At 71.9% G+C, this 19,255-nt stretch carries 17 protein-coding genes; 9 read left to right on the top strand and 8 right to left on the bottom strand.

Annotated elements, in window-relative coordinates; all coding sequences use genetic code 11:
* Both CCS38_RS06435 and CCS38_RS06440 read left to right on the top strand, forming a co-directional pair.
* On the top strand, window positions 1–981 hold a 981-nt coding region (locus CCS38_RS06435), incomplete at its 5' end, for a glucose 1-dehydrogenase (protein ID WP_223732221.1).
* Window positions 974–1,870, top strand: a complete 897-nt coding sequence (locus tag CCS38_RS06440; protein ID WP_372457003.1) for a YhjD/YihY/BrkB family envelope integrity protein — start codon at window positions 974–976, stop codon at window positions 1,868–1,870. The genes CCS38_RS06435 and CCS38_RS06440, both read left to right, overlap by 8 nt.
* 27 nt (window positions 1,871–1,897) lie before the next feature.
* On the opposite strand, the gene CCS38_RS06445 is transcribed toward CCS38_RS06440, so the two are convergent.
* Together CCS38_RS06445 and CCS38_RS06450 are read right to left on the bottom strand one after the other, a co-directional pair.
* Window positions 1,898–2,413, bottom strand: a complete 516-nt coding sequence (locus CCS38_RS06445) for a hypothetical protein (protein WP_223732222.1) — start codon at window positions 2,411–2,413, stop codon at window positions 1,898–1,900.
* A 238-nt stretch (window positions 2,414–2,651) separates the two neighbouring features.
* A complete protein-coding gene (locus tag CCS38_RS06450) occupies window positions 2,652–3,698 on the bottom strand; it encodes a LacI family DNA-binding transcriptional regulator (protein ID WP_308050704.1) in 1,047 nt (348 codons plus the stop codon).
* A gap of 240 nt (window positions 3,699–3,938) precedes the next feature.
* Here CCS38_RS06450 and CCS38_RS06455 point away from each other — a divergent pair, with 240 nt between their 5' ends.
* The 7 genes from CCS38_RS06455 (at window position 3,939) to CCS38_RS06485 (ending at window position 13,221) form a co-directional block, all read left to right on the top strand.
* Entirely contained in the window at window positions 3,939–5,273 is a 1,335-nt protein-coding gene (locus tag CCS38_RS06455) for an extracellular solute-binding protein (RefSeq protein ID WP_223732223.1), read from the top strand.
* Between the two features lie 52 nt (window positions 5,274–5,325).
* On the top strand, window positions 5,326–6,159 hold the full coding sequence (locus CCS38_RS06460) for a carbohydrate ABC transporter permease (RefSeq protein WP_223732224.1): 834 nt from the start codon (window positions 5,326–5,328) through the stop codon (window positions 6,157–6,159).
* Window positions 6,156–7,004: a carbohydrate ABC transporter permease gene (locus CCS38_RS06465; RefSeq protein ID WP_223732225.1), complete on the top strand. Its 849-nt coding sequence runs from the start codon at window positions 6,156–6,158 to the stop codon at window positions 7,002–7,004. Before CCS38_RS06460 ends, CCS38_RS06465 begins: the two co-directional genes overlap by 4 nt.
* Window positions 7,001–8,749 carry a glycoside hydrolase family 13 protein gene (locus tag CCS38_RS06470; protein ID WP_263301767.1) on the top strand — a complete coding sequence of 583 codons (1,749 nt, stop codon included), beginning with the start codon at window positions 7,001–7,003 and terminating at the stop codon, window positions 8,747–8,749. The genes CCS38_RS06465 and CCS38_RS06470 overlap by 4 nt, the downstream gene beginning before the upstream one ends.
* 237 nt (window positions 8,750–8,986) lie before the next feature.
* Window positions 8,987–10,351, top strand: coding sequence for a cytochrome P450 family protein (locus CCS38_RS06475; RefSeq protein ID WP_223732227.1), 1,365 nt, complete (start codon window positions 8,987–8,989; stop codon window positions 10,349–10,351).
* A gap of 253 nt (window positions 10,352–10,604) precedes the next feature.
* The gene (locus tag CCS38_RS06480) at window positions 10,605–11,765 is read left to right on the top strand and encodes a selina-4(15),7(11)-diene synthase (protein ID WP_223732228.1); all 1,161 of its coding nucleotides are present in this window, start codon (window positions 10,605–10,607) and stop codon (window positions 11,763–11,765) included.
* Between the two features lie 58 nt (window positions 11,766–11,823).
* Window positions 11,824–13,221, top strand: coding sequence for a cytochrome P450 (locus tag CCS38_RS06485; protein ID WP_223732229.1), 1,398 nt, complete (start codon window positions 11,824–11,826; stop codon window positions 13,219–13,221).
* A 48-nt stretch (window positions 13,222–13,269) separates the two neighbouring features.
* Here CCS38_RS06485 and CCS38_RS06490 read toward each other — a convergent pair whose 3' ends face one another.
* The 6 genes from CCS38_RS06490 to CCS38_RS06515 all read right to left on the bottom strand — a co-directional run.
* Window positions 13,270–13,950, bottom strand: a complete 681-nt coding sequence (locus tag CCS38_RS06490; protein WP_223732230.1) for a GTP-binding protein — start codon at window positions 13,948–13,950, stop codon at window positions 13,270–13,272.
* Window positions 13,931–14,293, bottom strand: coding sequence for a DUF742 domain-containing protein (locus CCS38_RS06495; protein WP_030249882.1), 363 nt, complete (start codon window positions 14,291–14,293; stop codon window positions 13,931–13,933). The genes CCS38_RS06490 and CCS38_RS06495 overlap by 20 nt, the downstream gene beginning before the upstream one ends.
* Window positions 14,290–14,697, bottom strand: coding sequence for a roadblock/LC7 domain-containing protein (locus tag CCS38_RS06500; RefSeq protein WP_223732231.1), 408 nt, complete (start codon window positions 14,695–14,697; stop codon window positions 14,290–14,292). Before CCS38_RS06500 ends, CCS38_RS06495 begins: the two co-directional genes overlap by 4 nt.
* Window positions 14,694–16,250 carry a sensor histidine kinase gene (locus CCS38_RS06505; RefSeq protein ID WP_223732232.1) on the bottom strand — a complete coding sequence of 519 codons (1,557 nt, stop codon included), beginning with the start codon at window positions 16,248–16,250 and terminating at the stop codon, window positions 14,694–14,696. The genes CCS38_RS06500 and CCS38_RS06505 overlap by 4 nt, the downstream gene beginning before the upstream one ends.
* Before the next feature lie 312 nt (window positions 16,251–16,562).
* Window positions 16,563–17,693 carry a rod shape-determining protein gene (locus CCS38_RS06510; protein ID WP_223732233.1) on the bottom strand — a complete coding sequence of 377 codons (1,131 nt, stop codon included), beginning with the start codon at window positions 17,691–17,693 and terminating at the stop codon, window positions 16,563–16,565.
* Window positions 17,694–17,870: 177 nt separating this feature from the next.
* Window positions 17,871–19,255: FUSC family protein (locus tag CCS38_RS06515; protein ID WP_223732234.1), on the bottom strand; the 1,385-nt coding region annotated here is incomplete at its 5' end.

Below are 19,255 nucleotides of genomic sequence, written 5' to 3' on the forward strand. Positions count from 1 at the left end.
GAGGGGCTCGCCGTCGGGGTGTGCGGTACGGACAAGGAGATCGTGGCCGGGGAGTACGGCGCGCCGCCGCCGGGGCGGGAGCGGCTTGTGATCGGGCACGAGTCGCTCGGGCGTGTGCGCGAGGCGCCGTCCGGGAGCGGGTTCAGCAGCGGTGACCTGGTCGTGGGTGTGGTCCGGCGGCCCGATCCGGAACCGTGCGGGGCGTGCGCGCGGGGCGAGTTCGACATGTGCCGGAACGGGCGCTACACCGAACGGGGCATCAAGGAGCGGGACGGGTACGCGAGCGAGGCGTGGACCGTGGAGCCCGAGTACGCGGTGCGGCTCGACGCCGGGCTGCGCCGGGTGGGGGTGCTCATGGAGCCCACCAGCGTGGTGGCCAAGGCGTGGGAACAGGTGGAACGGATTGGGGGCCGGGCGTGGTTCGAGCCCCGGCGGGTGCTGGTGACCGGCGCGGGCCCGATCGGGCTGCTGGCCGCGCTCCTCGGCGTACAGCGGGGTCTCGACGTGCATGTACTGGACCGGGTCACCGGCGGACCGAAGCCCGGGCTGGTGCGCGACCTGGGCGCGACGTACCACAGTGCAGACATCGACCGGGTCATGGAGGCGCTCCGGCCGGACGTCGTCATCGAGGCGACCGGGGCCGGGCGGCTGGTCTTCGACGCGATGGACGGGACGGCCGCGTACGGGATCGTCTGCCTGACCGGCGTCTCGCCGCGCGGACGGCGGCTCACGATCGACGCGGGGACCGTCAACCGGGACCTGGTCCTGGAGAACGACGCGGTGGTGGGCTCGGTCAACGCGAATCTGCGGCACTACCGGCAGGCCGCGGAGGCGCTGGCCGGCGCCGACCCCGGCTGGCTGGAGCGCCTGATCACCCGGCGGGTGCCGCTCTCCCGCGCGCCGGAGGCGTTCACCGCGCGGGACGACGACATCAAGGTCGTCATCACGATGGATGGCGAGAACGACGAGAACGATGGATGAGCATCCCGGGCGGCAGCGCCGTCCGGTGCGTCACCCAGTGCGCCATCCGGTGCGCCGGCTGCGGAGCCGGCTGCGGGTGCGGCGGTTCCGGCAGCGCGGCGTCGAGCTGGAGCTGCTCCACCGCTCGATGGCGTTCGGGGCGCTCGGACTGGTCACGCTCGTTCCGTTGCTGATCGTCGTGGCGGCGACCGTCCCGCTCCAGCACCGGGGCTTCGCCATGTGGCTGGTCGACGGCATGGCGCTGTCGGGGCGTTCGGCGGAAGCCGTGCGGAGCGTGTTCACCGCGCCGCGCCAGGCGGTCGCGACGACCAGCGCGTTCAGCCTCTTCGCGCTCGCCGTCTTCGGCCTGTCGTTCGCCGGCAGCGTGCAGACCGGGTACGAGAAGACCTGGAGCATGTCGGTCGGCCCGTGGCACCGGGCCTGGCGGCAGACCGTCTGGCTGGTCGTCCTGATGGCGTACCTCTATGCCGAGGTGCAGTCCCGGGGCTCCGTGCCGGAACCGCTGCGGATCGGGCTGAATCTGCTGGCCGGTGTGCTCTTCTTCTGGTGGGGACAGCGGTTCCTGCTCGGCGAGCAGGTCGCGTGGCGGGCGCTGCTGCCGGGCGCCCTCGCGACCATGGCGGGCCTGGTCGGCCTGCGTGCCTTCTCGTACCTGTTCTTCGCGCCGCTCATCGTCACCAACGCGGTCAGTTACGGGGCGGTGGGCACCGTACTGATCGTGGAGTGCTGGCTGGTCGGGGTCGGCTTCGTGGTCTTCGGCGGCGCGTTGCTGGGGAGGCATTTCCACGACCACCCGGAGCGCCATGTGATCCATTACGTTCACCACCGCGCGCCCCGGCACACACGGGACGGGGACCCGCCCCCCGACGAGCCCCCGCACATTCCGTGAGTGCCTGTGTCTGCGCGCGCCCGCGCGTCACTTGCCCGGCGCCGCCTTGATGTCCGTGATCTGGCGGGTCTCCAGGGAGCTGCGGACCGCCAGCCGGGAGGTGCTCGGCCGGTTGCCCGAGTCCCAGGTGAGGGTGACGATCGTGTACGAGCTGCCGGTGCCGGAACCGTCGTACTTGACGGACCACTTGACGGGGACGTTCTGCGCGCGCAGGACGCCGTCGGCGTGGTTCTTCGCCTCCCAGTCGGCGAGGCGCTTGCGCAGGTCGCTGCGGAGGTAGTGGTTCCGCAGCTCGCGGGCGAGCCGGCCGTCCTCGTCGTAGACCGCGTCGATGTACGCGCCGTAGAAGTTCGCGACCCGGTCCACGGTCGATTCGGGGCTGCCGCCGCGTGCCGGCTGGACCTCCGCCTGTGCCGCGGGCCGGACGGGTGGCGGCGCGGTGGTGGCGCCGAACGCCGGGATGGCCGCGGAGGCGGTGAGGAGCGCGGCGACGGCCGTGCTGATGACGGTGGTGCGGTGGCGCGCGGGACGGGAGCTTCGCATGGTGAGTCCTTCCCCCAGGATGAACGGTGGGCCCGGAGTCCGCGGGCCCACTGGATAAGACACTCATATGCCTGGGCAGGGTTGTATTCGACCCGGTGTGTCATCTCCGGTTCCCCGGGACGGCGTCTTCACCGTGCCCGGTTCGGCCGAGTTGAGGGAGGCCGGGTACTCGTCCGTACGCGGCCGTACGTGTCCGTACGTATTCCTGGGGAGCCTCGGAACCGGGCCCGGAGACCGGTCACGCCTCCCCGGCGTCCGGCTCCTGGAACAGCGCAGGCCCCGTGGTCCCCCGCGGTATCAAACACGTCGGCAGGACGACATGCCGCGCCGGATCCGTGGCCGGATCGTCGATGAGGGTGTGGGCGAGGGAGCCGGCCGCGCGGCCGACCTCGACGGCGGGCTGTGCGATGGTCGTGAGGTCCAGCCACTCGGCGTGGTCGTGGTCGTCGAAGCCGAGGACGGAGATCCGGCCGGGCACGTCGATGCCGGAGGCGCGCAGCACCCACAGCACCTCCATGGCGATCTCGTCGGTCTCGGCGAAGACCGCGGTGGGCGGGTCGGCCAGGCAGAGCAGCCGCCCGACCGCCTTCGAGGTCTCGCGCCGGCCGCGCGAGGTGGCGACCACCAGGTCCTCGTCGTACGGGAGTCCGGCCTCGGCCAGTGCCTCGCGGTAGCCGAACAGGCGGGTGCGCGAGCTGCAGGTGAAGCCGCTGTCGGGGGACGCGCGGACGTACGCGATCCGGCGGTGGCCGAGGCCGCGCAGGTAGCGGGTGCCGGCGCGGGCGGCCGCGACGTCCTCGACGTACACGCTCGCCCGGCCCGGCGCGTGCTGGCTGACGTACACCACCGGTACGCCCAGGCCGTCCAGCCGGGCGAACTCCGCTTCCGTCAGGTCGAAGGAGACGACCAGGAGCGCGTCGGCGTTGCGGCGGGCCGGGAGCCGGTCGAAGAAGGCGGCGCGCTCGGCGAGGTCGGCGACGCTGTAGACCATCAGGTCCAGGCCCGCGTCGCGCAGCACCTCACTGAGGCCGCGCAGGACTTGGCCGACGAACCACGAGCCGAGGGTGGGCGCGAGCACGGCGACCGTGCCCGTCTTGCCGGTGACCAGACTGGACGCCTGGCGGGATATGACGAAGGACAGCTCGCGGGCGGCCGCCTCCACCCGCTCCCTGGCCTCGTCCGAGACCGTGGACAGCCCGCGCAGGGTCCGCGAGACCGTGGAGACCGAGACCCCTGCCCGTTCGGCCACGTCGGCCATGGTGGGGTGGCGCTGCGCAGGAGGCATGGTCCGGAACGTAGCACAGGTGTAGGGCACATGAACCCGGTCAATGACAGCGTTACCACCGGGAGATGTCCGACAATGCACGCCAACACCACCATTCGGCCCCGTTCTTCGGGCACGAGACGCGCAGGAGAGCGGCCATTTCGATGCTGCGCGGTTTATTGACAGCTTCTGGGCCCACTTCTAGCGTGCAAGCGTTGTCAGGCAGCAGCGATCCCACCCCTCCATCAGGAGCGCATCGTCATGCCGTTGAGCCGCAGATCCCTCCTTCGCACGACCACCGGGGCCGCCGCCGCCCTGGCCGCCACGACCGGTTGCGGCCGGGCCGTCGCACGCGGCCCCGATCTTTCGGGAGCCGCCGGGATACCCCGCGGGCCGGTCACCATCCGCTGGTGGGCCGGGCGGGTGGCGGCCCGCGACGGCAGCGACCTGAGACCCGTGCTGGTCAGGGCGTTCCGCCGGAAGTACCGCAACATCGCGGTGCAGTTGATCGCCGCGCCGCCGACCACGGACGTGGCCCGCGCGACCCTCACCACGCAGGTGGTGAGCGGCAGCCCGTCCCCCGACGTCTACATGGGCGACATCGCCTGGCCCGCCCAGTTCGCGTACAACTCACTGGCGCTGCCGCTCGATCCGCTGCTGCCGAAGGGGTACTGGCAGCGCTATCCCGAGGAGCTGGTGCGGGCGCTGACGTACCGGGGCTCGGTGTACGCCTTCCCGCTCTACCTGGACGAGGCGTTCCTCTATTACCGGAAGGACCTGCTGCACAAACACGGGCTGCGGCCGCCCGGTTCGTGGGAGGAGCTGGCGTCCACTGCCGCGAGGATCCAGCGTGCCGGCGACGCCGACCTCGGGTTCGTCTGGCAGGGCACCGTGTACGAGGGGCTCACCGCGAACGTCGCGGAGCTCGTCGCCGACGCGGGCGGCAGCATCCTCTCCCCCGACGCGCGCACGGTCACCTTCGACAGCCCGGCGGGCGTACGGGCCGTGTCCTACCTCCGGGAGCTGATCGCGCGCGGCGTCTCCCCGTCCTCGGTGACGACCTTCGTGGAGCAGGACAGCCTGGACGCCTTCACCAGCGGCCGGTCGGTGTTCCTGCGCAACTGGCTGTACGCCTGGGGCGTCGCGGACAACCCGGCGTCCTCGCAGGTGGCGGGGAAGATCGGGGTGATGCGGCGGCCCGGCTTCGAGGGCGGCACGGGCGGCCGCAGCTGCCTGGGCGGCTGGTGCAACTACCTCAATCCGCACTCCCGGCAGCTCGGCGCGGCGCTGGCGTTCGCCCGCTTCCTCGCAGAGGAGGAGGGGCAGTCGATCCTGGCCCGCCAGGCCGCCGTGCTGCCGCCGCTGCTGTCCCAGCTGCGCGGCAAGGCCGTGGCGCAGTCGTCCAATCCGGCGTTCGCGCTGGCCCGTGAGGTGCGGCTGGTCGCCCGGCCGACCCGGACCCCGGAGTACCCGATGGTCAGCAAGGCGGTGTTCACGCGCGTCAACGAGGTGCTCAGTGGCGGGACGAGCGCGCCGCGCGCACTGGCCCGGGCCCGCGGCGACCTGCGCGCGGCGCTCAGAGGGGAGGCGCTGTGACGGTATCCCCGACGGCAGTTCCGGACACCCGGTCCGCGCCCCGGCGCTCACCGTGATCGCGCTGGTGACGCTCTTCCCGGTGGTCTACTCCGTCGTCCTCAGCTTCAGCGACGTGCGCTTCACCTTCGGCGGCGTCCGCGTCGAGGAGTGGACGCTCGGCAACTACACGACGATGCTGGCGAGCCCGGTGTGGCTGGAGGCGCTGGCCTTCACGGTCGGGTACACGCTGGTGACGGTGGCCGTGGAGATCGCGCTCGGCATCGCGGCCGCGGTGCTGCTGGACCGGCTGCAGGCCGGGCGGGGCTGGATCCTCGCGCTGCTGCTGATCCCCTGGTCGCTGATCACGGTGGTCTCGGCGCAGCTCTGGGACTTCCTGTACGACGCCACGTTCGGCGCGGTGACCTGGCTCTTCGGGCTGGTCCTGGACCAGCCGCCGGTGATCCTCGGCACGCCCCTGCCCGCGATCACCGGCATGGCCGTCGCGGACATCTGGAAGACCACCCCGTTCGTCGCGGTGATCATCCTGGCCGGGCTGGTCCGCATCCCGCAGGAGCGGTACGAGGCGGCCGAGATGGACGGCGCGGGGGCCTGGGCCACCTTCTGGAACGTCGTCCTGCCCGCGCTGCGCCCCGTGGTGTCGGTGGCGGTCCTCTTCCGGGTGCTCCAGGCATTCGGGATCTTCGACCTGCCGTTCGTCCTGACGCAGGGCGGCCCCGGCACGGCCACCCAGTCGCTCGCCGTGCTCGGCTACAAGACGCTGTTCCAGAACCTCGACATCGGGATGGGCGCGACGATCGCCACCAGTACGGGCGTGCTCGTCATCGCGGGCTGCCTGCTGTTCCTGCGGATGTTCCGCAGCCAGGTCGACGAAGGGGGCGCGGCATGAGACGCGGCCGCCGGCGTACGGGAGTACGCCGCTGTGTGAACGTGGTGAACCTCGGCGCGCTGGTCCTGGTGGCGGTGACCTCGCTGCCGCTGCTGTGGATGGCGGTCACGTCCTTCAAGACGGCGCGGGAGAACGGCGCGCTGCCGCCGACGCCCATCCCGCTCGACCCGACGCTGGCCAACTACCGGCTGGCGCTGGGCTTCGCGGGCTTCGACCGCTACCTGCTCAACAGCGCGGTGGTGGCCGTCAGCGCCACCGCGATCGTCCTGGGGCTCGGGCTGTTCGCCGGGTACGCGCTGGCCCGCACGCCGATGCGCGGCCGCGGCCCCGTGATGACGGGCCTGCTGATGATCTCCGTCTTCCCGACGATCGCCGTGGTCACCCCGCTGTACCTGGTCGAACGCGAGCTGGGCCTGCTCAACAGCTACTGGGGCCTGATCATCCCGTACACCGCCTTCCACCTGCCGTTCGCGATCTGGATCCTGCGGAACTCGCTGCTGTCCATCCCGTACGAGCTGGAGGAGGCGGCGACGGTGGACGGCGCGGGGCCGACCCGGGCGCTGCTGTCGGTGATCCTGCCGCAGGCCCGGCCCGCGCTGTTCACCGCCGGGGTGTTCACCTTCACCGCGACCTGGACGGAGTTCCTGATGGCGCTCACGTTCAACAGCGAGGACGCCTACCGGACCGTGCCGGTGGGCATCGCACTCTTCAGCAGCCAGTACGAGATCCCGTACGGAACGATCTTCGCCGGGGCGATGGCGGCGACCGTGCCGATCGCCCTCCTCGTCCTCGTCTTCCGCCGCGCCGTGCTCTCCGGCCTGACCGACGGCGCAGTCAAGGGATGACCGACTCACCTACTGATGTGTCCGATCCGCTTCCCGAAGGAGCATCCGTGACCGTCCCCGCCTCTCCCGACCTCTCCTCCCAGGACCCCGACTGGTGGCGGCAGGCCGTCGTCTACCAGGTCTATCCGCGCAGCTTCGCCGACAGCGACGGCGACGGCATCGGCGACCTGCCCGGCATCACGAGCCGGCTGCCCCATCTGGCCTCGCTCGGCGTCGACGCACTGTGGCTGAGCCCCTTCTACCCCTCGGAACTGGCCGACGGCGGGTACGACGTGGCCGACTTCCGGGACGTCGACCCGCGGCTGGGAACGCTCACCGACTTCGACGCGATGGTCGCCGAGGCGCACCGGCTGGGGCTGAAGATCCTGGTGGACCTGGTGCCCAATCACACCTCCGACCAGCACGTCTGGTTCCAGGAGGCGCTGGCGTCGCCGCCCGGCTCGGCGGCCCGCGCACGGTACGTCTTCCGGGACGGGCGCGGCGAGCACGGCGAGCTGCCGCCCTCGGACTGGGTCTCGCGCTTCGGCGGCAGCGCCTGGAAGCGGGTCCCGGACGGCCAGTGGTACCTCCACCTCTTCGCGCCCGAGCAGCCGGACCTCGACTGGACCAACGAAGAGGTCCGCGAGGACTTCCGGCGCACGCTGCGCTTCTGGTCCGACCGCGGGGTGGACGGCTTCCGCATCGACGTGGCGCACGGGCTGGCCAAGGACCTCGCCGAACCGCTGCGGGACATGGGCGAGAACCAGTTCAAGGGCGACCACGACCTGCTGCCGGACGGCACCCACCCGCACTGGGACCGGGACGAGGTGCACGAGATCTACCGGGACTGGCGGCTCGTCATGGATTCCTACACGCCGCCGCGGATGGCGGTCGCCGAGGCATGGGTGAAGAACTCCCGGCGGGTGCTGTACACCCGGCCCGACGAGCTGGGCCAGGCGTTCAACTTCGAGTACCTGCAGGCCGAGTGGGCAGCCGCCGCGCTGCGCAAGGTGATCACCGAGTCGCTGGCCACCGCGGCGGCCGCGGGCGCCTCGGCGACCTGGGTGCTCTCCAACCACGACGTGATCCGGCACGCCTCCCGGCTCGCGCTGCCGCCGGGCACCGACACCGACGCCTGGCTGCTGTCCGGCGGCACCCGGCCGGCCGAGGACCGGGCGCTGGGGCTGCGCCGGGCGCGTGCCGCGACGCTGCTGATGCTGGCGCTGCCCGGCTCCTCCTACCTCTACCAGGGCGAGGAGCTGGGCCTGCCGGAGGTCGCCGACCTGCCGGCCGGCGCGCTGCAGGACCCGGTGTGGGAGCAGACGGGCCACACCCGCAAGGGCCGGGACGGCTGCCGGGTACCGCTGCCGTGGACCCGGGAGGGCTCCTCGTACGGCTTCGGGCCCGGCGGGGCCTGGCTGCCGCAGCCGGCCTCCTTCGGGGAGCTGTCGGTCGCGGCACAGGACGGCGAGAAGGACTCGACGCTGGAGCTGTACCGGTCGGCGCTGCGACTCCGCCGGGAGCTGCAGGGCGACGAGTCGCTGGAGTGGCTGTCGGCTCCGGACGAGGCGGTGGCGGACGGCGCGGCCGGGAACGCCACCACGGACCTCGTGCACTTCGCCCGGTCGACCGGCTGGCACTGCCTGACGAACCTGTCGGGGCGCGCGGTGCCCCTTCCGTCCGGTGAACTGCTGCTCAGCAGCGACCCGTTGACCGACGGGCTGCTGCCGCCGGACACCACGGTCTGGCTGCGGCGGACGGACTGACGACAGATCAGCGGTGGGCCGGGGCAGCGCGTCGAAGCGGCCCCGGCCCATCGCCCACCGTGAGGGGCACAGCACCAAACTGAACCGCAACGGCGTGCTGTTAGCCTGACGCAGTGGATCACGCCTGGTACGCCTTCGACGCAGGATCCTGTCATCCGGATGTGAACGACAGCGGTCGCACCCGCGCCACGTGATGCCGCTCCCTCACCCCGCCCCCCTCATCACGCCGGAGAGACCGTGACCATCCCGATCCCCGAACACCTCCGCGCCCGATTCGAGTTGAAGGCGCATGTGGGCCGGCCCCTGAGCGACGAGGACCCGGGCGGACTGCTCCGGCTGCACGGCCCGGAGGCCGCGGACCCGACGGCGCTGTTCGCCCGGCTCCGCGCCACGTACGGCCAGGTGGCTCCGGTACTGCTGCCCGGTGACCTGCCGGTCTGGCTGGTGCTGGGTTACCAGGCCAACCTCGACGTCGCCCGTACGCCCTACCCGTACACCCGCGACTCACGGCTGTGGAACCTCGCCGACCGGGTACCCGCCGGCTGGCCGCTGGGGCCCACGGTCGACTGGGAGCCGACGTGCGCCTTCACCGACGGCCCGGCGCACGCGCGGGTGCGGTCCGCCGTCACCGACAGCCTGGACGACCTCGACCGGCACGGGATACGCCGCTACGTGGTCCGGTACACCAAAATGCTCGTCAACGAGTTCATCCGGACCGGTAAGGCCGATCTGGTCGGCCAGTACGCAGAGCGGCTGCCGATGTTCGTGATGACACGGCTCCTGGGCATGGACGAAGCGGACGGACCGCGACTGGCGGACGCCGCCCGCGACCTGATGACCGGCAGCGACACGGCCGCCGCCAGCAACGACATCATCGTGACCGCGCTGACCGACCTGATGGAGAGCAAGAAGGGCCAGCCGGGCAACGACCTGACCAGCTGGCTGAGCACGCACGAGTCCGGCCTCTCCGACGTCGAGCTCCATGGGCATCTGCGGCTGGTGCTGATCGCCGCCTACGAGACGACGGCGAACCTCATCGCCAACACCTTGCACATGATCCTGACCGACCGGCGCTTCCGCGCGAGCCTGTCGGGTGGCCATATGACGCTGACCGACGCGCTGGAGGGCATGCTGTGGGACGAGCTGCCCCTGTCCGTCGTCCCCGGCCGCTGGGCGAGCGGCGACTCCATGCTCGACGGCTGGCGGATCGAGGCCGGTGACATGCTGCTGCTCGGCCCCGGCGCCGCGAACGTCGATCCGGAGATCCGGCCCGATCTGTCCGTCCCCATGCACGGCAACCGCTCGCACCTCGCCTTCAGCGCCGGTCCGCACCGGTGCCCCGGCGAGGACATCGGCCGGGCCATCGCCGACACGGGCATCGACACCCTGCTGACGCTGCTGCCCGACATGCAGCTCACCGTGGAGCAGGACGAGGTGCGCTGGGACTACGTCATGCTCTCCAAGCGCCTGTCGGAGCTGCCGGTACAGTTCCAGCCGCGTCCGCCGGTGGCGCTCAGCTCCGGTACGTTCTCCGGCCGCAGCAGGCGCGCGGCGGCAGCAGCGGGCTGCCCGGTCACGGGCGCCGCGTCAACCACCGCGTAGACGGCGGGTTTTCGCCGGATTCGACACCACAAAGCCCGCGGAGCGCGACATTCCGTCGCCCCGCGGGCCATTCCGTTTATCCTGGAAACTGCCGGTCAGAGGCCGGTTGAGTGATCTGGGCGGTCTTCCCCTTCACGCCCGTGTGCACACGTGATGTTAGCCCTATTGATCATTTTTAGGCCATGCGTACCATGCGGGTTGTTGATCACGCTGGGTGCGCGCTGTGTCGCGCCCCGACAGGAAGGCGGCCGGAGTGAGTACCGCGCTCATAGTCCCCCCGACCTACGCCCCCATACCGCCGGCTATCCACCCGTTCCACGCCGACATCGACGCGCGGACCGCAGCATGGGCGCACGCGTTCGACATCGGCTCCGAAAGACTGCGCGAGCGGCTGGTCACACAGGAGATCGGCTCGTTCGCCGCGCGCATCCTGCCCTCGGGCCGGCCCGAGGTCGTTCAAGTCCTCGGCGACTTCGTCCTGTGGTTGTTCGGTGTGGACGACGGCCTGTGCGAGGAGGGGGAACTCGGTCTGGAGCCGGGCGCCCTCAACGCCGCCCTGCAGCGCCTGCTGTGGATCGCCGAGCATCCCGAGGCGGACATCCTTACCGACGATCCCCTCGCGCGCGGACTGCGGGATCTGCGGGCCAGGGTGGCGGCGTACGGCACTGCCGGGCAGACGAAGGCGTGGATCGACGCACTGCGGGAGTACTTCCTGTCGGTGATCTGGGAGGCGTCGCACCGCACCGCGGGGAACGTGCCGGACCTCGACGACTACACGCTGATGCGGCTCTACGACGGCGCGACCACGGTCGTCCTGCCGATGCTGGAAATGGCGCACGGCTACGAACTCCGGCCGGAGGAGCGGGCGCTGCCGGGCATACGGGCCGCGGCCCAGGCGGCGTCCTTCGTGATCTGCTGGGACAACGACCTCTTCTCGTACCACAAGGAGGTCAGGGAGCGGGGCCAGACGGGGGGTTACTACCTCAACGTCATCCGTGTGCTGCAGCACCACCGCGGACTGACCGCCGATCAGGCCCTGACCGAGGCCATCGGCCAGCGGGACCGCGTGATGGTCCTGTTCCAGAGCCTGTGCGCGACGCTCAGGGCACAGGGAAGCCCCCAGCTGCGGCAGTACCTCGCCGACCTGGGCCACTTCGTGCGCGGCTCGATGGACTGGGGCATCACATCCGTGCGGTACACCACGCCCGACGACCCGGCGGCGCTGCCCGCGCGCTTCAGCACGACGCCCACCGGCACGGGCCCTGTGGACATCCCATCCATCGCCTGGTGGTGGGAGGTGCTGGACCAGGGGACAACGGACCAGCCATGGGCACGGGGAGACGACCTGGTGATCCCGTCCGGCCGCATGCCTCGTGACCGCGGCTTCCAGATCGCCGGGCTTCATCGGAGCTGATCAAGCTCCCCCCACCCTGTTGTGCTGCCCACCACACCTACGTCAAAGGATCCTCTTCGTGTCTGTTGCTGCCGCCCGGTCGGCCGGAGCGCCTCCGATACCCCAGGCGCCCGGCGCGCTGCCTCTCCTCGGGCACGCCCTGGCGCTCTACCGCGATCCGTTCGCCTTTCTCGTTTCGCTGCGTGACCACGCCGATGAGCGGGGCCTGGTACGCATCCGGCTGGGCTGGATGCCCGTATACGTGGTCACCACGCACGAGCGGCTGCAGGAGGTCCTCGTCCGGGAGGGCCGACGATTCGAAAAGGGCCGGTTCTTCCAGCGGCTGAAGCGCCTGGCCGGCGAGGGACTGGCCACCGCGGACGGGGAACTGCACCGCAGAAACCGCAGGCTGATCCAGCCGATGTTCGGCAAGGAGCGCATCGCGGGCTACTCCGAGATCATGAGCCGCAACGCGCGCGACCTGGCGGAGTCATGGCGGCCGGGCCAGCAGGTGGACATCTACGAGGCGGCGGCCACCTACGCGATCGACAGCATCGCCATGAGCCTGTTCACCTCCGAGATCGGCCGGCCGGCCGTGGAGACGATCCGCACGGAGCTGCCGGTCCTGCTGGACATGCTCCTCAAGCGCGCCGCCACCCCGAAGGCCCTGGACCGGCTGCCGGTCCGCTACAACCGGCTCTTCGACCGTGCCTCCCAGCGGCTGAGCGGCGTCATCGACGAGGTCATCACCACCGCGCGCGCCACCGGGCACATGCACGACCACGACGATCTCCTCGCGCAGCTGCTGCGGGAGCGGGACCTGGACGACAAGCAGGTCCGCGATGAGGTGTCCACCCTGCTCTTCGCCGGGGCGGAGACCACCGCCTCCACGCTCGCCTGGACTTGGCACTACCTGGCTCAGCACCCCGAGTTCGGCCGGCAGGTGGTGGATGAGGTGCGGGAGGTCGTCGGCGACCGGCCGGTGACGATCGCCGACGTCCCCCGGCTGACCGTTCTGCGGCGGGTCCTGGACGAGGTGATCCGCCTGCACGGCGTCACCCTCCTCATGCGTCGCAGTACGGAACCCGTCACCCTGGGCAGTACCACGCTCCCCGCGGGCACAGAGGTGGCCTTCAGCATGTACGCCATCCACCGCGACCCGCGCCTGTTCGGCCCCGACGCGGACGCGTTCAACCCGGACCGCTGGCTCGACCCGGCCATCGACGCACGGAAATTCATGCCCTTCGGCGGCGGCAACCGCAAGTGCATCGGGGACCAGTTCGCACTCGCCGAGGCGACGATCGGTGCGGCCGAGATCCTGCGGGCCTGGCGTATGACGCCCGTCGGCGAGCGTCCGCCCCAGCAGGTGATCTCGGCCGTCGCCAGGCCCGACTGCATCCCCATGGTGCTGGAGCCGCGCGAACCCGGCCCCACCGGCCGCGGCCGGGTCGAGGGGTCGGCCACGGCTCAACGCTGAACGTCACGCCCTGTGCGAGCACAGGGCGTGACGCAGCACGGCACCCGCTCAGGAAACCTGCGCGGTCTCGGTCAGGCGGTGCAGATAATGCATCAGCTCCATCAGAACGTCCCTGCTGGACGTGCGCAGCCGGGCGTCGCAGTCGACGATCGGGATCTCCGGGGGCAGGTCGAGGGCTTCGCGAAGCTCCTCGACGTCGTGCTTGGGTGCCTCCGGGAAGGAGTTGATCGCGACGACGAAGGGCACGCCGCGCTCCTCCAAACGGCCGATGACGTCGAAGCTGACCTCCAGGCGACGGGTGTCGACCAGGACGACCGCGCCCAGCGCGCCGTCGAACAGGCCGTTCCACAGGAACCAGAAGCGCTGCTGGCCCGGCGTGCCGAAGAGGTAGAGCACCAGCTCCTCGTTGAGGCTGATGCGGCCGAAGTCCATCGCGACGGTCGTGGAGGTCTTGCGCTCGATGCCCAGGGTGTCGTCGACGCCGACGCCGGCCTGGGTCATCGTCTCCTCGGTGGTCAGCGGGCGGATCTCGCTGACCGCGCCCACCAGGGTCGTCTTGCCGACCCCGAAACCGCCCACGATCACCACCTTGACCGCGGCGGTGGCCGAGTCCGGCAGTGTGTCCTCGCTCCGCGGGCCGGCGACCGGTTCGGCGACGAGCGCCTGTCCGGCCACGGGCTGCGCGGCGAGCGCCTGCCCGGCGGCCGGGTCAGAGCTGTTGAAGTCCATGGATCACCGCCTCGATAAGGGAACGGTCCGGAAGTTCTGCGGGCGGTACGGGCGCGCGCGCCACGACCCGCCCGTCGGCCAGCAGGTCACCCAGGAGCACGGTGACCACGCTGACCGGTAGCTTCAGGTAGGCGGAGAGCTCCGCCACCGACAGCGGGGAGTGGCACAGCCGCATGATCGCGGCGTGCTCGGGCTGGATGCCCGGTCGCGGGGCGGCCTTGGCCACGATCAGCGTGACCAGGTCGAGGGAGAAGGTCTGTGCGGCGGCGCCGGAGCGCCCGCCGGTGATCACGTAGAGCCGTTCGGGGCTCTCGTCCTCCCAATCCTGGCCCGCTCCGCTCACGCGGCCGATCCCTCGCCGCGCGGCGGGCTGCTGAGGTGCTCGCCGATCCGGGCCACCAGGTCGCGCATCTTCATCCCGATCAGCCCGGCGTCCACTCCCTCGTCGGCCAGGACCGCGAGGTAAGCGCCCGAACCGGCCGCCATCAAGTAGAAGAAGCCGCCGTCCATTTCGATGACGACCATGCGCATCTTGCCGTCGCTGTGCGGGAACTCGGAGGACACCGCGCCGGCCAGGGACTGCAGCCCCGCGCAGGCGGCGGCCAGCCGGTCGGCGGTGTCGGTGTCCGTGCCGTACTGGGCCATCCGCAGGCCGTCCGAGGACAGCACGACGACGTTGCGGGTCTGCGGGACGCTCTCCGCCAGGTCCTTGAGCATCCAGTCCATGTTGGCCCGGTGCTGAATCATGGCAACTCACTCTTTTCCGACGACTCGTCACTCTTCGGCCCGGCGGTCCCGCCCGTTTCTCCGGAGAGACCGCTCTGGAAGGCGGCCAGCCACATGCCGGGCTGCACCTCGGGGGCGGGCTCCGACGCGGAGGACCGGTGGTCTGCGGTGTCGGGGGCGGTGGACGCCTGCGGCGCGGGCTGGGCCGGCGCGGTGGCGCGGGACTTGCGGCGCCGCTGCGGCAGCCCGTTCGCGGTCCGCCCGGTCACCAGGGGCACCTCCTCCTGCGTGTCCTCGGGCCGGGGCAGCGCCGCGGGCGCCGAGGGCACGGGGCCGGTGGCCGGCCGCCGGTCCGCCGCGGGCTCGGTGCGCTCGCTCAGCGGCCCGGAGGAGGCACCGATGCCGTGCGCCCGGCCGGTGGCGGGCGCGGTGGTGATCAGATCCTGCGGCACGATGAGGACGGCGCGCACGCCGCCGTACGCCGAGGTGCGCAGCGACACCTGGAAGCCGTACGCCTGGGCCAGCCGGCCGACGACCGCGAGGCCGAGCCGCGGGGTCTCTCCCAGGTCGTTGACGTCAATGCCGTCCTGGGCCTGCTGGAGCATCCGCTCGGCCCGCTTGCGGGCCTCCTCGCTCATGCTGACGCCGCCGTCCTCGATCTCGACGGCGATGCCGGACTGCACCTCGACCGCGGTGAGGTGGACACGGGTCTGCGGGGGGGAGTAGCGGGTGGCGTTGTCCAGCAGCTCGGCGAGCGCGTGGATGAGCGGCTCGACGGCCGTGCCGACGACCGCGACCTCCGAGACGGAGTGCAGCTCGACGCGCTGGTAGTCGATGATCCGCGACATCGCGCCGCGCAACACGCTGAACAGCGGGACGGCGCGGCTCCACTGGCGGCCGGGGCGGGCACCGCCCAGTACGGCGATGGAGTCGGCGAGTCGGCCGATCAGCGCGGTGCCGTGGTCCAGCCGGAGCAGGTCGCCGAAGACCTCGTGGTTCTGTCCGTGCCGGTCCTCCATGCCGCGCAGTTCCTGCGCCTGCTGGTGGACGATGGCCTGGACGCGGCGGGCGATGTTCACGAACGCGCGCTGGGCGGACTCGCGCAGGTCCTCCTCGGCGACGACCGCGTCCAGGACGGAGCGCAGCACCGCCTCGTGGGCCGCGGCGAATTCGGGGGTCAGACCGGACTCGCGGGCCTCCTGGGCCAGCCGTTCCGTCATCGAGGCGAGCACGTCCTCGGGGAACTCGTCCTGACCGAGCCGGGTGACGACCTCGGGCAGCAGCCCTTCGGCGAGCCGTACGGTCGCGGCCTCCTGGCGGGCCAGCACCGCGGCCTGCGCGTCGGAGCTGCGGCGCAGCTCCGTCAGCGCCCGGCCGCGACGGGCGACCTCGGCGGAGAGCAGCGCCACCGCGACGGTGGCGACGCCCCCCGTCCACAGGACCGGCGTCAGCGCGGCGGAGGGGACCAGGACGGCGGCGACGGCGGCGGCAATCACAGTGAGTGCCGCCGGCGGTATCCACCCGAGCGCCGAAGCGGGTCGCAGCCCTCCGGGCGACGATCCTTCTCGAACCATCAGCACCCTCAACCAATCGAAAGATACGGGGAAGTCCACGGGCGCAGCGGTGAGGGCAGCGCTGACACACAGATCACCATGAGTAACTGCCAGTACGCTGAGCCGCCTTCAGCATAACCGGACTTGATCACTCCTTGACGCCGGGTCATGTTGCCGCAGGTGAAAGCCTGTAGACCCGCTGATCGGACACCGTTGTCCACTTACCGCACACCTCGTCAGGGTGATGACGTCACCTTCCGGACGGTGACCGTGCGCGCCATTTTGTCGCGCGGCAAAGGGAGTTGACCGAGCGGCGGCGTTTCTTGACGGATCTCATAGGCGTACCGTCCGCCGCGGCTGCGTCCTGGCGTCCGCCAGCAGACCGTGCAGGGCGGCGAACTCCTCCACGCACTTGCCGGTGCCCGCCACGACGCAGTGCAACGGGTCGTCGGCGACCACGACGGGCACGCCGGTCTCCTCGCTCAGCAGCCGGTCCAGGCCGCGCAGCAGCGCCCCGCCGCCGGTGAGCGCGATGCCGTGCTCGATGACGTCGCCGGACAGCTCGGGCGGGCACGCGTCCAGGGTGCGCCGGACGGCCTGGACGATCGCGTCGACGGGCTCGGCGAGCGCCTGCCGGATCTCCTCGGCGGTGATCTCCTGGGACCGCGGCAGGCCGTTGACCTGGTCGCGGCCGCGGACGGTGCAGGCGTCACGGCGTACGGGCACGGCGCGCTCCGCCGCCTCGTCCGTCCCGTCCGCGCCATCGACGGGCGGCTCCGGTACGCCGTCCTCCTCGGGCGTCCACAGCGCCGAGCCGATCGCGATCTTGATGTCCTCGGCAGTGCGCTCCCCGATGGCCAGCGCGTGCTTCTTCTTCACGTACGCGGTGATCGCCGCGTCCATCGCGTCGCCCGCGACCCGCACGGACTGCGCGGTGACGAGCCCGCCCATCGAGACCACCGCGACCTCGGTCGTACCGCCGCCGATGTCCACCACCATGCAGCCCACCGGCTCGGCGACCGGCAGCCCGGCCCCGATCGCGGCCGCCATCGGCTCCTCGATCAGCTGCACCTCGCGGGCGCCCGCGCGCTTGGCGGAGTCGATGACCGCGCGCCGCTCGACGCCGGTGATGCCCGACGGTACGCAGATCACCACCCGCGGCCGGGACAGCCGGCGGCCCGGCACCGCCTTCTTCATCAGCCCCCGCAGCATCCGCTCGGCGGCGTCGAAGTCGGCGATCACGCCTTCCTGGAGCGGCCGCATCGCGGTGATGCCGGACGGGGTGCGGCCGATGGTGCGCTTGGCCTCCGTACCGACGGCGACGACATCGCCCGCCGCGTTCACGGCGACCACGGACGGCTCGTTGAGCACCACGCCCTTGCCGCGGGCGTAGACCAGGGTGTTGGCCGTCCCGAGGTCGATGCCTATGTCGTACGTACCGCCGGAGGACTTGCTGGACGCCATGAGGAGTTCGCTCGCTCGCTTTCGGCTCGGACTGCGGACACGCCCGCGGCGCGGCGCACGGAACCCCCCGACATCGCGCCCCAGACGGCAGCAATGACGTCAATAACGGGCAATTACCTACTCTACCGGCGTCGCACCCTTGCACGCCGTCCGGCCCGGGCCCGAACGACCGGGCGCTCAGCGGCCGGTCCGGTTCAGCGCCTGCGCGAGGTCGTCCAGCGCGTCGACCAGCAGGCCCGCCGCGCGCAGCGCCACGCCCCGCCCTTCCGTCTCGGCGTCCCAGACGGCCAGCCACCTGTGCGGCCCGGACCAGTCCAGGTCACCGCCCTCCCTGATGGCCCGGGCCGCGCGCGCCACCGCGGGCCCGAGCTCGGCGGCGAACGCGTCGGCGCCCGGTGACGGTTCCGCGTCCGGGCCCGGCAGATGAGCCTCCATCAGCATCGTGACGCGGCCCATGGTGTTGAGGGCCGTCTCCGCCGCCTGCGTGGTGCCCTCCGAGAGCCCGCGGTGCCGCACCGGCTCCTGCCCGGCGCGCTCCCCGCTCTTCACCCACGCGACGCGCGCGGCCCGCAGGTCGAGCAGCGCCTCGCGGACCCGGCGCGGCCGGCGCTCGGCGGGCCGGGCGTAGATCTCCAGGACGGCGACGGCGTACCGCCCGCCCGCCTCCAGCCACTCCGCCAGCCGCTCGCGCAGCCGGGACGTCTCCCAGGCCGGGAAGAGCGCGTACGAGAGCGTCGCCAGCAGGCCGCCGAGCAGGGTGAGGACCACCCGCTCCTGCACGGTCTGCTCCCAGCCCGCGCCCGCGATGCCGAGCAGGAAGACGACGTACGCGGCGACGCAGGCCGAGGTGACCGCGACGCCGGTGCGCAGCAGCAGGTACATCAGGAAGGCGCACACGATGGCCAGGCCCGCGTCGACGTACTGCCCCGGCTGGAACAGGGCGATCACCCCGCCGCCGACCGCGACGCCGAAGAGGGTGCCGATGAAGCGGGCGACGCCGCGCTGGTACGTCTGCGCGAAGTCGGGCCGCATGATCATCACGGAGGCGAGCGGCGCCCAGTAACCGTGTCCGAAGGGCAGCGCGGTGCCGATGAGATAGCCGGCCGCGGCCACCGCGGCGACCCGCAGCGCGTGCCGCAGGACGAGCGAGGACCAGCGCAGCTCCCGGCGGACGGCCCGCAGCACGACCGGGACCTGGCGGTGGACGGCGGGGCGCAGCAGGTGCGGCCGGTCGCCGTCGGAGACGGGGCCGGTGGGCTCGACCGGCTCCTCGGCGGCCTCCACGGCGTCGGCCAGCAGGCTCAGCAGCCGGGCCGCCGAGCGGCGCGCCGGGCCGGTCAGCATGTCGCCCGACTCCGGTACCTCCAGGGCGTCCAGGGCGTCGGCGGGCAGCCGGACCGGCCGGGCATGGCGGATGGCGGCGGCCACCGCGTCCAGCACGGTCGCGGCGGCGCCGAGCAGTTCGCGGGCGCGGTCCCGCTCGGGGCCCTCCAGCGGGGCGCCGACGACGGGGTCGGCGAGCGAGGCGAGCGCGGGGCGCACCTGTTCGGCGAGGGTGCGGG

The sequence above is a fragment of the Streptomyces purpurogeneiscleroticus genome (genome assembly GCF_020024005.1).
Classification (GTDB): domain Bacteria; phylum Actinomycetota; class Actinomycetes; order Streptomycetales; family Streptomycetaceae; genus Streptomyces; species Streptomyces purpurogeneiscleroticus.

Coding starts and splice junctions, on each gene's coding strand:
- CCS38_RS06470 (WP_263301767.1), top strand. CDS start 7,001: ATGACCGACTCACCTACTGATGTGTCCGATCCGCTTCCCGAAGGAGCA.
- CCS38_RS06445 (WP_223732222.1), bottom strand. CDS start 2,413: ATGCGAAGCTCCCGTCCCGCGCGCCACCGCACCACCGTCATCAGCACG.
- CCS38_RS06440 (WP_372457003.1), top strand. CDS start 974: ATGGATGAGCATCCCGGGCGGCAGCGCCGTCCGGTGCGTCACCCAGTG.
- CCS38_RS06510 (WP_223732233.1), bottom strand. CDS start 17,693: ATGGCGTCCAGCAAGTCCTCCGGCGGTACGTACGACATAGGCATCGAC.
- CCS38_RS06455 (WP_223732223.1), top strand. CDS start 3,939: ATGCCGTTGAGCCGCAGATCCCTCCTTCGCACGACCACCGGGGCCGCC.
- CCS38_RS06500 (WP_223732231.1), bottom strand. CDS start 14,697: ATGATTCAGCACCGGGCCAACATGGACTGGATGCTCAAGGACCTGGCG.
- CCS38_RS06490 (WP_223732230.1), bottom strand. CDS start 13,950: ATGGACTTCAACAGCTCTGACCCGGCCGCCGGGCAGGCGCTCGCCGCG.
- CCS38_RS06450 (WP_308050704.1), bottom strand. CDS start 3,698: ATGCCTCCTGCGCAGCGCCACCCCACCATGGCCGACGTGGCCGAACGG.
- CCS38_RS06505 (WP_223732232.1), bottom strand. CDS start 16,250: ATGGTTCGAGAAGGATCGTCGCCCGGAGGGCTGCGACCCGCTTCGGCG.
- CCS38_RS06465 (WP_223732225.1), top strand. CDS start 6,156: ATGAGACGCGGCCGCCGGCGTACGGGAGTACGCCGCTGTGTGAACGTG.